The 12,825-nt window shown below is 73.9% G+C and carries 10 protein-coding genes; 4 read left to right on the forward strand and 6 right to left on the reverse strand.

The features are described from left to right. Positions 1–115 precede the first annotated feature (115 nt). The gene (gene ftsY / locus ACIPN7_RS07290) at positions 116–1,303 is read right to left on the reverse strand and encodes a signal recognition particle-docking protein FtsY (protein ID WP_400539510.1); all 1,188 of its coding nucleotides are present in this window, start codon (positions 1,301–1,303) and stop codon (positions 116–118) included. A gap of 193 nt (positions 1,304–1,496) precedes the next feature. Here ftsY and ACIPN7_RS07295 point away from each other — a divergent pair, with 193 nt between their 5' ends. The 4 genes from ACIPN7_RS07295 to ACIPN7_RS07310 are packed head-to-tail and all read left to right on the forward strand — an operon-like array spanning position 1,497 to position 5,432. Next, the gene (locus ACIPN7_RS07295; protein ID WP_400539513.1) at positions 1,497–2,546 is read left to right on the forward strand and encodes an ABC transporter substrate-binding protein; all 1,050 of its coding nucleotides are present in this window, start codon (positions 1,497–1,499) and stop codon (positions 2,544–2,546) included. Further along, entirely contained in the window at positions 2,543–3,562 is a 1,020-nt protein-coding gene (locus tag ACIPN7_RS07300; protein ID WP_400539515.1) for a FecCD family ABC transporter permease, read from the forward strand. The genes ACIPN7_RS07295 and ACIPN7_RS07300 overlap by 4 nt, the downstream gene beginning before the upstream one ends. Then, a complete protein-coding gene (locus ACIPN7_RS07305; RefSeq protein WP_400539517.1) occupies positions 3,559–4,623 on the forward strand; it encodes a FecCD family ABC transporter permease in 1,065 nt (354 codons plus the stop codon). The genes ACIPN7_RS07300 and ACIPN7_RS07305 overlap by 4 nt, the downstream gene beginning before the upstream one ends. After that, entirely contained in the window at positions 4,623–5,432 is an 810-nt protein-coding gene (locus tag ACIPN7_RS07310) for an ABC transporter ATP-binding protein (RefSeq protein WP_400539519.1), read from the forward strand. Before ACIPN7_RS07305 ends, ACIPN7_RS07310 begins: the two co-directional genes overlap by 1 nt. 26 nt (positions 5,433–5,458) lie before the next feature. Here ACIPN7_RS07310 and ACIPN7_RS07315 read toward each other — a convergent pair whose 3' ends face one another. The 5 genes from ACIPN7_RS07315 to ACIPN7_RS07335 form a co-directional block, all read right to left on the reverse strand. Beyond that, positions 5,459–5,923 (reverse strand): hypothetical protein, encoded by a 465-nt coding sequence (locus tag ACIPN7_RS07315; RefSeq protein WP_357484270.1) that lies wholly within the window; start codon positions 5,921–5,923, stop codon positions 5,459–5,461. Positions 5,924–6,129: 206 nt separating this feature from the next. Then, positions 6,130–9,963 (reverse strand): chromosome segregation protein SMC, encoded by a 3,834-nt coding sequence (gene smc, locus ACIPN7_RS07320; RefSeq protein ID WP_400539522.1) that lies wholly within the window; start codon positions 9,961–9,963, stop codon positions 6,130–6,132. 118 nt (positions 9,964–10,081) lie between these two features. After that, positions 10,082–10,555, reverse strand: a complete 474-nt coding sequence (gene ndk / locus ACIPN7_RS07325) for a nucleoside-diphosphate kinase (protein ID WP_285105149.1) — start codon at positions 10,553–10,555, stop codon at positions 10,082–10,084. An 87-nt stretch (positions 10,556–10,642) separates the two neighbouring features. Next, the gene (locus ACIPN7_RS07330; RefSeq protein ID WP_400539525.1) at positions 10,643–11,083 is read right to left on the reverse strand and encodes a DUF4233 domain-containing protein; all 441 of its coding nucleotides are present in this window, start codon (positions 11,081–11,083) and stop codon (positions 10,643–10,645) included. Then, complete coding sequence (locus tag ACIPN7_RS07335) at positions 11,080–12,777, reverse strand: MDR family MFS transporter (RefSeq protein WP_400539528.1); 1,698 nt, start codon at positions 12,775–12,777, stop codon at positions 11,080–11,082. Before ACIPN7_RS07335 ends, ACIPN7_RS07330 begins: the two co-directional genes overlap by 4 nt. Positions 12,778–12,825: the final 48 nt, after the last annotated feature.

Genomic DNA, 12,825 nt, shown 5'->3' on the forward strand with positions numbered 1-12,825 from the left:
TGATCGCCCGGTTATTTCGTGGCTATCCGCCGGTAACTTGACGCTTACATGTACTTCTCACATGGTGGACGGCGACCAATGCCGTGCCATTCACAGGGGCATTCCTGACCCGGGGTCAGCCCAGGATCCCGTCCACGAACTCCTCGACGTCGAACGGCGCCAGGTCGTCCGGACCCTCGCCCAGACCGATGAGCTTGACCGGCACGCCGAGCTCCCGCTGCACCTGGACCACGATCCCGCCCTTGGCGGTCCCGTCGAGCTTCGTCAGGACGATGCCCGTGACGCCGGCGACCTCCGCGAAGACCCGCGCCTGGGAGAGCCCGTTCTGCCCGGTGGTCGCGTCGAGCACCAGCAGCACCTCGCTCGGCGCGGCGACCTTGCTGGCCACGCGCACGATCTTGCCGAGCTCGTCCATGAGGCCGGCCTTGTTCTGCAGGCGCCCCGCGGTGTCCACGAGCACGACGTCCGTCTTCTCGTCGCGCCCGCGCGCGACCGCCTCGAAGGCCACCGACGCCGGGTCCGCTCCGTCGCGGTCCGAGCGCACCGTCTCCACGCCCACCCGGTTGCCCCAGGTGGTGAGCTGGTCCGCCGCGGCGGCACGGAACGTGTCGGCGGCGCCGAGCACCACGCTGCGGCCGTCCGCGACCAGCACGCGGGCCAGCTTGCCGACCGTGGTGGTCTTGCCCGTGCCGTTCACGCCCACCACGAGGGTCACCGCGGGCAGGTGGGTGCCGTCCTCGGCCGTGCGCGGCTCGGTGTGCAGGGTGCGGTCCAGCTCCGGCTGCAGCAGCGCCACGAGCTCGGAGCGCAGCAGGTCGCGGACCGCCGCCGGCTCGCGCACGCCCAGCACGCGGACCTTGGTGCGCAGCGCGTCGAGCAGCTCCGTCGTGGGGCCGGCGCCGACGTCGGCCAGGAGGAGCTCCTCCTCGATCTCGTCCCAGTCGTTCTCGGTGAGCGAGTCCCGGGACAGCACCGAGAGCAGCCGGGCACCCAGGGGCGAGCCCGACCGGGCCAGACGGTCGCGCAGGCGCACCAGGCGGCCGGCCGTCGGGGCGGGCCGCTCCAGGACGGGCGCGGCGGGCTCGGCCTGCTCGGGCGCGGCAGGTTCGGCGGTGGCCGGTTCGGCCGTGGCCGGCTCAGCGGTGGCGGTGGGCGCCTCCACCGTCGGCTCGGCCGTCGTGGGGGCGCCGTCCTGGTCCTGGGTGCGCCTGCGATGCCGCGCGACGAGGACGCCGGTGAGGCCGCCACCGCCCACGAGGACAGCGAGGGCGGAGATGATCTCGATCCAGGGAAGCTCGTTCACGCCCCAGATTCTTTCATCTCGCGGCCGCCACCGTGGGAACCCCTGGCACCCGGCCTGTTCTGCGGACGGAGTTAGGGTCCCCTAATCTCCGCGTGTAGTGTGACCCCGCCGAGAGAGCCCGAGCGCGACGACCGCGCCGCCTCAGACCCGCGGCCGTGCAGCATCCTTCGTCCGAGAACCCTGAGGAACACCCATGCCCCGCGCAGTCTCCGCCTCCGTCGCTGCCCTCGTGGTGGGCGCCGCCCTGCTCACCGGTTGCGGTGGGACCGCCGAGTCCGGCACCGGCGACAACAAGTCCAACGTCGCCACGGGCCAGGAGGGGTTCGACGACGTCCGGGAGCTCGCGGGCCGGCTCGGCACCGACGCCGCACCGGGCGAGTTCCCGCGCACCGTGCGCAACCTCGTGGCCAACGAGGAGGTGGGCGAGACCGAGATCCCCGCCAAGCCCGAGCGCGTGATCGTGCTCGACACCGGCGAGCTGGACAACATGATCTCCCTGGGCATCGAGCCGGTCGGCATCGCCCACCCCGCGGACGCCCAGATGGCGCCCGACTACCTGGACGTCGGCGACGCCGTCGACCTCGGCGCCTACGACGCCCTGGACCTGGAGCAGATCAAGAACCTGGAGCCCGACCTGATCCTCGGCACGTCGCTGCGGATCGACGACGACGGCCTCAAGGCCAAGCTGCAGGACATCGCGCCGACCGTGCTGGCGCCGCGGCCCGGCGTGCTGTGGAAGGAGAACTTCCTGCTCAACGCGGCGGCGGTGGGCGAGGAGGAGCGCGCCCAGGAGCTGCTGGACGCCTACGAGCAGCGCGCCGACGAGGTCGGCGCCGAGGTGGTGGAGGCGAACGACGGCGCGGCCCCGACCGTCTCCATGCTGCGGTTCATGGCCGGGCAGATCCGCCTGTACGCCAACGACTCGTTCGTCGGCATCATCCTCGCCGACGCCGGCCTGCCCCGGCCGGAGACCGAGGACATCGCCGATCTCGCCGTCGAGATCTCCGCGGAGGAGATCACCCTCGCCGAGGGCGACTGGCTGCTCTGGGGCACCTACGGGGAGCCCGACGCCACCGAGCAGGCGGCGGTCGTCGACGGCCCCCTGTGGGACCAGGTGCCCGCGGTCGCGGACGGCGGCGTCGTCCGCGAGGTGCCGGACGAGACGTGGTACCTGGGACTGGGCGTGACGGGGGCCGAGCTCGTGCTCGACGACCTGGAGACCATCGCCGCCGACCAGCGGTGAGCACGTCCCGGACCACGGCGCGCAGCGGGAGGGCGGTCACCGCGATCCTGCTGACCGCGCTCGTGCTGCTCGTCGTCGCGGCGCTGGCCGGCATCACGGTCGGTGCCCGCGTGCTCTCGCCGGCCGAGACCGTCGCGGGCCTGCTGGGCCACGACGGCGTCGCCGCGACCGTCATCTGGGAGCTGCGGCTGCCCCGGACCCTGCTCGGCCTGCTCGTCGGCGTCGCTCTCGGCGTGGCCGGGGTGCTCGCGCAGGCCGTCACCCGCAACCCGCTGGCCGACCCGGGGCTGCTGGGGATCTCCGCCGGCGGTGCCGTCGCCGTGGTCGCGGGCAGCGTGCTCCTCGGGCTGGGTGCGGGCACGCCCCGCGTGCTGCTCGCCCTGCTGGGCGCGGCGCTGGCGACGGCCGCCGTGTACCTGTTCGCCAGCCGGTCGCCCGAGGGGCTCACGCCCGTGAACATGACCCTGGCCGGGATGGCCATGACGGCCTTCCTCGGCGCCGCCGTCTCGGCGACCGTGCTGCTCAGCGCCTCGACGATGGACCAGTACCGGTTCTGGGTGGTGGGGTCGCTGAACCTGCCCGACCCCGCCGTCCTGCTGCCCGCCCTCGTGCCGGCCGTGGTCGGGGCGGTCCTGGCGGTGGTGGTCTCCGGGTCGCTCAACGCGCTCGCGCTCGGCGACGACACGGCGGCGGCGCTCGGCGTGCCCGTCGTGCGGACCCGGCTGCTGGCGGGCGTGGCCGTGGTGCTGCTGTCGGGCACCGCGGTGGCGCTGGCCGGCCCGATCGCCTTCGTGGGCCTGGTCATCCCGCACGTCGCCCGGGCGCTGGTCGGCACCGACGTGCGCCGCGTGCTCGCGCTCTCGGCGGTGCTGGGACCGCTGCTGCTGGTCACGGCCGACGTCGTGGGCCGGCTCGTCGCACGCCCGGCGGAGGTCCAGGTGGGCGTGGTCACGGCGCTGCTCGGCACGCCGTTCTTCATCTGGCTGACACGCCGCGCGAAGGAGCGTGCCCGATGACCGCGACCCGCACCGGCACCCGCACCGGCACCGCGCGCCGCTTGCTCCCCCGCCCCCGGCCGCGCGGCCGGGTGGTCGTCGCCGTGCTCGGGACGCTCGTGCTCCTGCTGCTCGTGTCCGTGCTCGCCCTGAGCCTGGGCGACCAGGCCACGGCGCCCGCCGCCCTGTGGCAGGCGCTGCGCGGACACGGCCCGGAGAACACCGTCTACGCCGTGCACGAGGTGCGGCTCCCCCGCGTGGTCCTTGCGCTGGCCGTCGGCGCCGCCTTCGGCGTGGCCGGCGGGCTGAGCCAGAGCGTGCTGCGCAACCCGCTGGCCAGCCCCGACGTGCTCGGCATCAGCGCGGGCGCCTCGGTCGCGGTGGTGGGCGTCATCGCCGTCGGCTCCCTGGGCGGCCCCGTGGGCATCGTGCCGATCCCGGTCGCCGCCCTCGTGGGCGGCCTCGCCGCGGCCGGCCTGATCGCGCTGCTCGCCCGCGACGGCGCCCTGCGGGGCCGCCGCATCCTGCTGGTCGGCATCGCCCTGTCCGCCGCGCTGACGGCGCTGACGCAGTTCCTGCTGACCCGCATCGACGTCTACGACGCGCAGCGCTCCGCGGCCTGGCTCACCGGCAGCCTCAACGCGCGCGGCTGGGGCGAGGCGACGCCCGTCCTGGTGGGGCTGGCCGTGCTGCTGCCCGCGGCGCTCGTGCTGGCTCGCACCAACCGCGCGCTGCTGTTCGAGGACGAGGTGGTGGCCGGCTGGGGCGTGCGCCCGGGCCTGGCCCGCGCCGCCCTGCTGGTGATCGCGGTGTGCCTCGCGGCGCTCGCCACGTCGGCCGCCGGACCCGTCGCGTTCGTGGCCCTGGTCGCCGGGCAGGTGGCGCGCCGGGTCACCGGTGTGCCCGACATCCCGCCGGTCCTGGCCGGCGCGGCCGGCGCCGTGCTCGTGCTGGTCGCGGACACCGTGGCGCGGACGGCGCTGCCCGCGCAGCTCCCCGTCGGCGTCCTGACCGGTCTGGTCGGCGCGCCCTACCTGCTGTACCTGCTGCAGCGCCGCCGCTCGACGAGAGGGACTCCCTGATGCCCACCACCGCCACGTCCGCGGCCCGCCTGCGGGCGGACGCCGTCACCCTGGGCTACGGCGACCGGACCGTCGTGCGGGAGCTGTCGCTCGACGTCCCCGACCAGCAGGTGACCGTCATCGTGGGCCCCAACGCCTGCGGCAAGTCCACCCTGCTGCGTGGCCTCGCCCGCCTCATGTCGCCCGCCGGCGGCGCGGTGCTGCTGGACGGCACGGCCATCGCCGAGCGCCCCACCCGCGAGGTGGCGCGCGTCCTGGGCATGCTGCCCCAGTCGCCCGTGCCGCCCGAGGGGATCACCGTGCGCGACCTGGTCTCCCGGGGACGTCACCCGCACCAGAGCTGGTGGCACCAGTGGGGCGAGGGCGACACCGAGGCCGTCGAGGACGCGCTGCGCGCCACGGGCACCGCCGAGCTGGCCGCGCGCGACGTCGACGAGCTGTCCGGCGGGCAACGACAACGGGCCTGGATCGCGATGGCCGTGGCCCAGCAGACCGACCTGCTCCTGTTGGACGAGCCGACAACGTACCTCGACATGGCCCACCAGCTCGACGTCCTGGAGCTGGTCGCCGCGCTCAACCGGGACCACCGCAGGACGGTCGTCATGGTGCTGCACGACCTCAACCTCGCCTGCCGCTACGCGCACCACATCGTGGCGATGCGCGACGGCGAGGTCGTCGCGCAGGGCTCGCCCGGCGAGGTGGTGACACCGGAGCTGCTGCGCGAGGTGTTCTCCGTCGAGGCGACGATCCTCAGCGACCCGCGCACCGGGACACCGGTCATCGTGCCGCACCACACGGTGCAGGGCTGAGCGGCGGGGCCGCGGCCCCGCCGCGGCTAGCTCGCGGCCTGGGCCGGGCCCGGGTCGGCGGCCGGCGGCTCCTGCGCGACCTTCTGCGCGGACCGGACCGGCCGCACCGCCCGGAGCTGGCCGGGGACGAGGTTGGCCGGCTTGAGCGGCACGGTGCCGAGCGGCACGTGCAGCGTCTTCTGCGCCTGGTCGCGTGCCCGGTTCAGCACGTCGGTGAGCTCCTCGGCGTCGACGTAGCCCGGCTTGGACTCGATCGTGGCGGCGAAGAACTCGGACATTCCCATGTCCACGGGCGAGGTGTCCGGCTTGACCACGCGCGGCTTGCCGACCCACACGGACGGGGCGCCCACGGCATGGGTCGCGACGGCGGAGGCGCCATGACGGCGGCCGTCCTTGCGCCGCTGGGCGTCACCGCGCAGGCGAGCGAGGCCCGAGCGGAACCATTGAAGGAACGAGAACTCCTCGGTGTTGCTGCTCGAGGGCGCGTCCATCTGACTGGCGACGACGAAGACACCAACGGCCAACACCAAGCACACCACGAGCAGAATGACCGACCACCACATGGGCCTATTGTGTCGTGTCTTGTCCGGTCCCGCCGCGCGTAAGGCCGCGACACGCCGTGTGACACGCGCCGTTCCGCCAGGAGAAATCCCTCACACCTGGAGGTTCCCGGCGCCGGAGTGCGAAAAATCACCCCCTATGAGGAGGTGACCACCTCGCGGTCGCCCATGCGCTGGCTGATCAGCGTCGTGACGCCGTCGCCCCGCATGGTCACGCCGTAGAGGGCGTCGGCCACCTCCATCGTGCGCTTCTGGTGCGTGATCACGATGAGCTGGCTGTCCTTCTGCAGCTCCTTGAAGATCTCGATGAGGCGGCCGAGGTTCACGTCGTCCAGCGCCGCCTCCACCTCGTCCATGATGTAGAACGGGCTGGGCCGCGCCTTGAAGATCGAGACGAGGAACGCGACGGCCGCCAGCGACCGCTCGCCGCCGGAGAGCAGCGACAGCCGCTTGACCTTCTTGCCCGCCGGGCGCGCCTCGACCTCGATGCCGGTGGTCAGCAGGTTGTCCGGCTCGGTGAGCGTCAGCTTGCCCTCACCGCCCGGGAACAGGCGGGGGAAGATCTCGAGGAACTTCGCCGCGGTGTCCTGGAACGCCTCCGCGAACACCTGCTGCACGCGCTCGTCGATGTCGTCGACGATCTGCAGCAGGTCCTCGCGCGACTTCTTCAGGTCCGCGAGCTGGTCCACGAGGAACTGGTGCCGCTCCTCCAGGGCCGCGAACTCCTCCAGCGCCAGCGGGTTCACCGCGCCGATGCGCGAGAGCGCCCGCTCGGCCTTCGCCAGCCGCGCCTCCTGCTCCTCGCGTACGTACGGGACCATCCGGTCCGGCTTCGGCGGTCCGGGGACGTCCTCGGCCGGGGCCTCCGTGACCTCGCCCTCGACGGGGGCCTCCTCGGGCTCGGCACCGGCCGCCGCGACGATCACGGCGGTGGCCGCGGGGTCGTCCGGCCGGATCCCGGCCTCGTGCAGGGCGCGGGTCCGCGCGATGAGGGCGTCCTCGCGTGCCGCTGCCCCGCGGGGCAGCGCCGGATCCCCCTCGTAGCGGATGGGGTTGCCCTCCTCGTCCCGCTCGACCACGGCGCGGCGCGTGCGCCCGCGCACCGCCACGTCGCCGTCGAACACCGGGACGGGCTGGTGCGGGCCGAACTCCTCGACCAGCACGTCGGGGTCCGTGCCCAGCTCCTCGGTGGCGCGCGTCTGGAGCTGCTCCAGGCGCAGGAGCTGCTGCGCGCGGGCGACCTCGTCGCGGTGGGCGACGTCGGTCAGCTCGCGCAGCTCGGCCGTCAGCGACTCCACGCTCCCCCGCACGGCGACGAGCTGCTCCGACCCGGCGGCGCGGGCCTCCTCGGCGGCCGCCTTGTCGGCGGCGGCGCGGTCCAGCGAGCGCGCGATGGACTCCAGCGCCACGGCGACGGCCTGCTGCACCAGCACCGCGCGCGACGCGTCCCGGCGTCGCAGCTCCTCGCGCTCCGCCGCGCGGGCCCGGGCCTCGCGCTCCTGCTCGGCCGCCGCCGCCAGCGCCTGGGCGCGGCCCGACACGGCACGGGCGCGCTCCTCCGCGGTGCGCAGCGCCAGCCGCGCCTCGGTCTCGCGGGCGCGCGCGGCCGAGGCGGCCGCGGCGGCCTCGTCCCGTTCCGCCTGCAGCTCGTCGACCGAGCCCGCGTCGTCGGCGGGCTCCTCCTCGGCGATCGTCATGCGCTCGACGAGCGCCTCGAGCTCCATCTCGTCCTCGGCGCGCCGGGACTGCGCCTGGTCCAGCGCGGCCCGGTGCCGGTCGGCCTCGGCCCGGGCGGCCCGCGCGGCGGCGCCGAGCGAGCCGAGCTGCTCGGCGGCGGCGGCGCGGGCGGCGTCGGCCTCCCCGAGCCGGGCGAGCGTCTCGTCGTAGCGTTCCTGGGCCGCGGTGCGCTCGGCGCGGGCCCGCTCCAGGTGCGCCGACCCGTCGGTGTCGCGCGCGGCGGCCTCGTCCCGGGCCGCCTTGGCCTCGTCCAGCGCGGACTGCAGGTGCAGCACGCTCGGCGCGGCGGCCGAACCGCCCCAGGCGCGCGTCGCGCCCAGCAGGTCGCCGGCGCGGGTCACGGCGACCACCGGCTGGTCCCGGACCAGCGCACGGGCGCGGGCGAGGTCGTCCACCACCACGACGTCGTGCAGGATCGTCCGCAGCGCGGCCGACGCGGGACCCGCCACCTGGACCACGTCGGTGGCCCAGCGGGCGCCGGCGGGCAGGTCGACGGCGGGTCGCTCGACGGCGGAGGCCGTCCGGTCCGAGCCCACCACCAGGCTGGCCCGGCCCGCGTCCTCGTCGCGCAGCAGGCGCAGCGCGTCGACGGCCTCGTCGACGCCCGCCACGGCCACGGCGTCCGCCACCGGGCCGAGCGCGGCGGCGACCGCGTCCTCGAAGCCCGCCTCGATGCCCAGCAGTGCGGCCACCGAACCGAGGACGCCCGGCTGGTGGGCCGCGAGCAGCGTGCCCGCGCCGTCCTTGCGGTCCAGGCTCAGCTCCAGCGCCTCGACCTTGGCGGCCGCCGAGCTGCGGTCCCGCTGCGCCGTCGTCACCTGCTCCTGGAGGTGCCGCACCTCGGCCTTGGCCAGCTCCAGCACCTCGGACGCCGCCTCGTGCGCGACGTCGAGCCCCTCGCCGTCCCCCTCGACCCCGCCGACCTCGGTCTCCAGCGCCGAGAGCTCGCGCGAGGACTCCTCCACGCGCTGCTCGGCCTCCAGCAGCGCGTCGCGCAGCCGGTCGAGCTCCGACTGGGCGGCCTCGACCCGGCTGCGGCGCGCGGCGACCTGGCCGGCGAGGCGCGCGAGGCCCTCGCGGCGGTCCGCGGCGGCGCGCAGCAGCGCGGCGTGCGAACGCTCGGCGGCCTGGGCGGCCGCCTCCGCCTCCGCCCGGACGTCGACGGCGGACTCGACCGTCTCGCGCGCGATGGCGACCTCGGTCGCCAGCTCCTCCTCGCTCGCGCGGGAGCGGGCGGCCTGGGCCTCCAGGTCGTCGGGGTCCTGGCCCTGGTGCGCGGGCTCGGCGGTGCCGAGCAGCCGGGCGCGCTCCCCCGCCAGCGACTGCAGGCTGCGCAGTCGCTCCCTGGTCTGGGACAGCGCGAACACGGTGTCGCCCGCCTCGCTGACCTGCTGCGACTCGGCCGAGGTCGCGGCCTCCAGGCGGGCCAGCAGGCCGCGCGCCTCGGTCAGCGCCGCCTCGGTCTCGGCCTGCCGCTGCTTGAGCGACCGCTCGTCAGCGCTCTCCTGCTCGAGCTGCGCGGTGAGCTGGGCCAGGTCGTCGGCCAGCAGGCGCGACTTCGCGTCGCGCAGGTCGCGCTGCACCGTCTGCGCCTTCCGGGCCGCCTCGGCCTGCCGGCCCAGCGGGCCGAGCTGGCGGCGCAGCTCGGCAGTCAGGTCGCCCAGGCGGGCCAGGTTGCCCTGCATCGCGTCGAGCTTGCGGAGCGCCTTCTCCTTGCGCTTGCGGTGCTTGAGGACACCCGCGGCCTCCTCGATGAAGCCGCGGCGCTCCTCCGGCGTGGCACGCAGCACGGCGTCGAGCTGCCCCTGCCCCACCACGACGTGCATCTCCCGGCCGATGCCGGAGTCGCTCAGGAGCTCCTGGATGTCCAGCAGGCGGCAGCTGTTGCCGTTGATCGCGTACTCGGAACCGCCGCTGCGGAACAGCGTGCGGGAGATCGTGACCTCGGTGTAGTCGATCGGCAGCGCGCCGTCGGTGTTGTCGATCGTCAGCGCCACCTCGGCGCGGCCCAGCGGCGCGCGGCCGGACGTGCCGGCGAAGATGACGTCGTCCATCTTGCCGCCCCGCAGCGACTTGGCACCTTGCTCGCCCATGACCCAGGAGAGCGCGTCGACCACGTTGGACTTGCCGGAGCCGTTCGGACCCACCACGCAGGTGATGCCCGGCTCGAGCTCGAGGGTGGTCGCCGACGCGAAGGACTTGAAGCCCCGGAGCGTGAGCGTCTTGAGATGCACTCGGTGAGCCTAACTGTGAACGCGGTCTGAACGTCGGACGTACCGCCGGGATACGCCGAAGCGGCACCCGGATGCTTCGGCAGGGTGCCGCTTCGACGGACGCGCGGTGCGGGGCCGGTCAGCCCAGCTCGGGGAACCAGAGGGAGATCTCGCGCGCCGCCGACTCCGCGGAGTCGGAGCCGTGCACGAGGTTCTGCTGCACCTTGGTACCCCAGTCACGGCCCAGGTCGCCACGGATGGTGCCGGGGGCGGCGTCGGTCGGGTTGGTGGCGCCGGCCAGCGAACGGAAGCCGGGGATCACGCCCTGGCCCTCGGCCACGACGGCCAGGACCGGGCCCGACATCATGAACTCGACCAGGGGGGCGTAGAACGGCTTGCCCTCGTGCTCGGCGTAGTGCGCGGCCAGCAGCTCGGTCGTGGCGTCCTTGAGCTGCACGGCGCGCAGCGTGTACCCCTTGGCCTCGATGCGGCGCAGGATCTCGCCGGACAGGCCGCGGCGTACGCCGTCCGGCTTGACGAGGACGAGGGTGCGCTCGGCCACGGGCTGCGTCGAGGCCTCCGTGGGCAGGGTCTTCTCTGCGACGTCGGTCATGGCCCAACCATATCGGGACCGCGCACCCTCCCCGAACGTGTCAGACGCTCAGGTCACCGGGGTGACCTGAGCGTCTGACACGCGACGTCAAGGCGTGTTCGGGGCCGTCTCGGGGTGGGCGGCGTCGTACTCCGCCCGCTCGCGGTCCACGCGCGCACCGAGCCGCAGCGCGTAGAACCACAGCACCACGAAGATCCCGCCGACGAAGTACATCATCGGCAGCAGCAGGCCCATGGCGAGCACCGGGAGCTGCGCGAGTGTCCCCGCCGCCCGGCCCGTCGTCGTGCCCTGGGCCCGCGACAGGATCACGAGCACCAGGCACAGGATCCCGCCGAGCGCCCAGATCGCGCCGCTCGACTCGATGCGCAGCGGGCCGCGCCCGAACTCCGAGTCGCGCAGGGCCCACACCACCAGGGTCGCGAACAGCACGAGGAACACCTCGAGCAGCAGCGTGGTGGAGGTGAACTGCACCAGCGCGGACTTCTTGGCCTTGATGCGGTCGCCGGGGGCGGGACGGTCCTTGCTCACCGGTTCAGGATATCCGTCTCCTTGCGATCCCCGTCCCGGCCGCCGTCACGGCCGCCGTCGTGCGCGGCCTCGCCGTCCAGGACCCCGACCCCACCGCCCACGGCGACGGGCTCGGCGGCGCCCTCCATGACGGCCTCACCACGGGCGACCATGCCGGCCTGGTTGGACAGCTTGACCTCCTTGAGGAAGAAGGCGAGCACGAGGCCGACGACGACCAGCGGCACCAGGTACCAGAACGCCGGGGCGAGCGCATCGGCGAACGCGTCCACGACGCCGCTACGCAGCGGCTCGGGGAGCTGCTCGACCATCTGCGGCGTCAGGCTGGAGCCACCGCCCCCGGGGGCGGCGCCCTCCGGCAGGCCCTCGAAGACGCCCTGCAGGTTGTCCGTCAGGCGCGAGGTGAACACCGTGGTGAACGCCGCGGTACCCACCGCGGCGCCGATCTCCCGGAAGAAGTTGTTCGACGACGTCGCCGTGCCCAGCTCGTGCGGGTCCACCGAGTTCTGCACCGCGAGCACGATGGTCTGCATGATCAGGCCCATGCCGGCGCCGAGCACGAAGATCATGGCGCCGAACAGCCACAGCGACATGCCGCCCTCGAGCCGGGTCAGCCAGATCATGCCGAGGATCGTGATCGCGAGGCCGGCCACCGGGAACATCTTGTACCGGCCCGTCTTCGAGATCGCGAAGCCGGAGACGATCGAGGTCAGCATCACGCCGGCCATCATCGGGAGCATCAGCAGGCCGGACTCCGTGACGCCGGCGCCGGCCGACATCTGCAGGAACGTCGGGAGCATCGCCATGGCGGAGAACATGCCCATGCCGAGCACGAGGCCGATGAGCGTGGTGATGGTGAACGTGCGGTTCTTGAACAGCCGCAGCGGGATGAGCGGCTCCGCCACCCGGTTCTCGATGAAGATGAACAGGCCGACCAGCACCGCGGTGCCGAGCAGCAGGCCGAGCAGCATCGGGTCGGACCAGTCGTAGCCGTCGTTGCCGAGCGACTCCCAGCTCGTCAGCAGCACGATGCCGGTGGTGCCCAGCGCCATCGTGAGGATGCCGCCCCAGTCGGTGGGCCTGGTGGAGCGGTGGGAGGGCAGCTTCAGCGAGCGGTAGGCGATGAACCACGCGGCGATGCCGATCGGCACGTTGATCCAGAAGGTCCAGCGCCAGCCGGGACCGTCGGTGAGCCAGCCGCCGAGCAGCGGGCCCGCGACGGCGGAGATGCCGAACAGGGCGCCCATGGGACCCATGTACTTGCCGCGGTCGGACGCCGGGATGATGTCGGCGATGATCGCCTGCGACAGGATCATCAGGCCACCGCCGCCGAGGCCCTGCACGGCACGCCAGGCCACGAGGGCCTCGAACGTCTGCGCCATGCCGCCGCCGAGCGACGCGACCACGAACAGGCCGACCGCCACGAGGAACGGCCAGCGCCGGCCGTAGAGGTCGCCGAACTTGCCGTACAGCGGCATCGCGATGGCGATCGCCAGGATGTAGGCCGTGATGACCCAGCCCTGGTGCTCCACGCCGTTCAGCTCGCCCACGATGGTGGGCATGGCGGTGCCGACGATGGTCTGGTCCAGGGAGGACAGGAACATGGAGGCCATCAGGGCCCCGAAGATCAGCCAGATCGTGCGCTGGTTCAGTACTACCAGCGGCTTGTCCGGCGCCGTGGTCACGGCGTGGCTCATGGAGGTGCCTTTCTGGGGGTCAGGTCGTGCGAGGTACGGAGGTTCTGC

Origin of the sequence: Promicromonospora sp. NPDC090134 (genome assembly GCF_044746965.1) — a bacterium.
In the GTDB taxonomy this organism is placed as follows: domain Bacteria; phylum Actinomycetota; class Actinomycetes; order Actinomycetales; family Cellulomonadaceae; genus Promicromonospora.

What these genes read in the sequence shown, in the direction of transcription:
- ACIPN7_RS07295 (WP_400539513.1), top strand. Translation starts at nt 1,497, where the DNA reads ATGCCCCGCGCAGTCTCCGCCTCCGTCGCTGCCCTCGTGGTGGGCGCC.
- ACIPN7_RS07305 (WP_400539517.1), top strand. Translation starts at nt 3,559, where the DNA reads ATGACCGCGACCCGCACCGGCACCCGCACCGGCACCGCGCGCCGCTTG.
- ACIPN7_RS07310 (WP_400539519.1), top strand. Translation starts at nt 4,623, where the DNA reads ATGCCCACCACCGCCACGTCCGCGGCCCGCCTGCGGGCGGACGCCGTC.
- ACIPN7_RS07315 (WP_357484270.1), bottom strand. Translation starts at nt 5,923, where the DNA reads ATGGACGCGCCCTCGAGCAGCAACACCGAGGAGTTCTCGTTCCTTCAA.
- ndk (WP_285105149.1), bottom strand. Translation starts at nt 10,555, where the DNA reads ATGACCGACGTCGCAGAGAAGACCCTGCCCACGGAGGCCTCGACGCAG.
- ACIPN7_RS07335 (WP_400539528.1), bottom strand. Translation starts at nt 12,777, where the DNA reads ATGAGCCACGCCGTGACCACGGCGCCGGACAAGCCGCTGGTAGTACTG.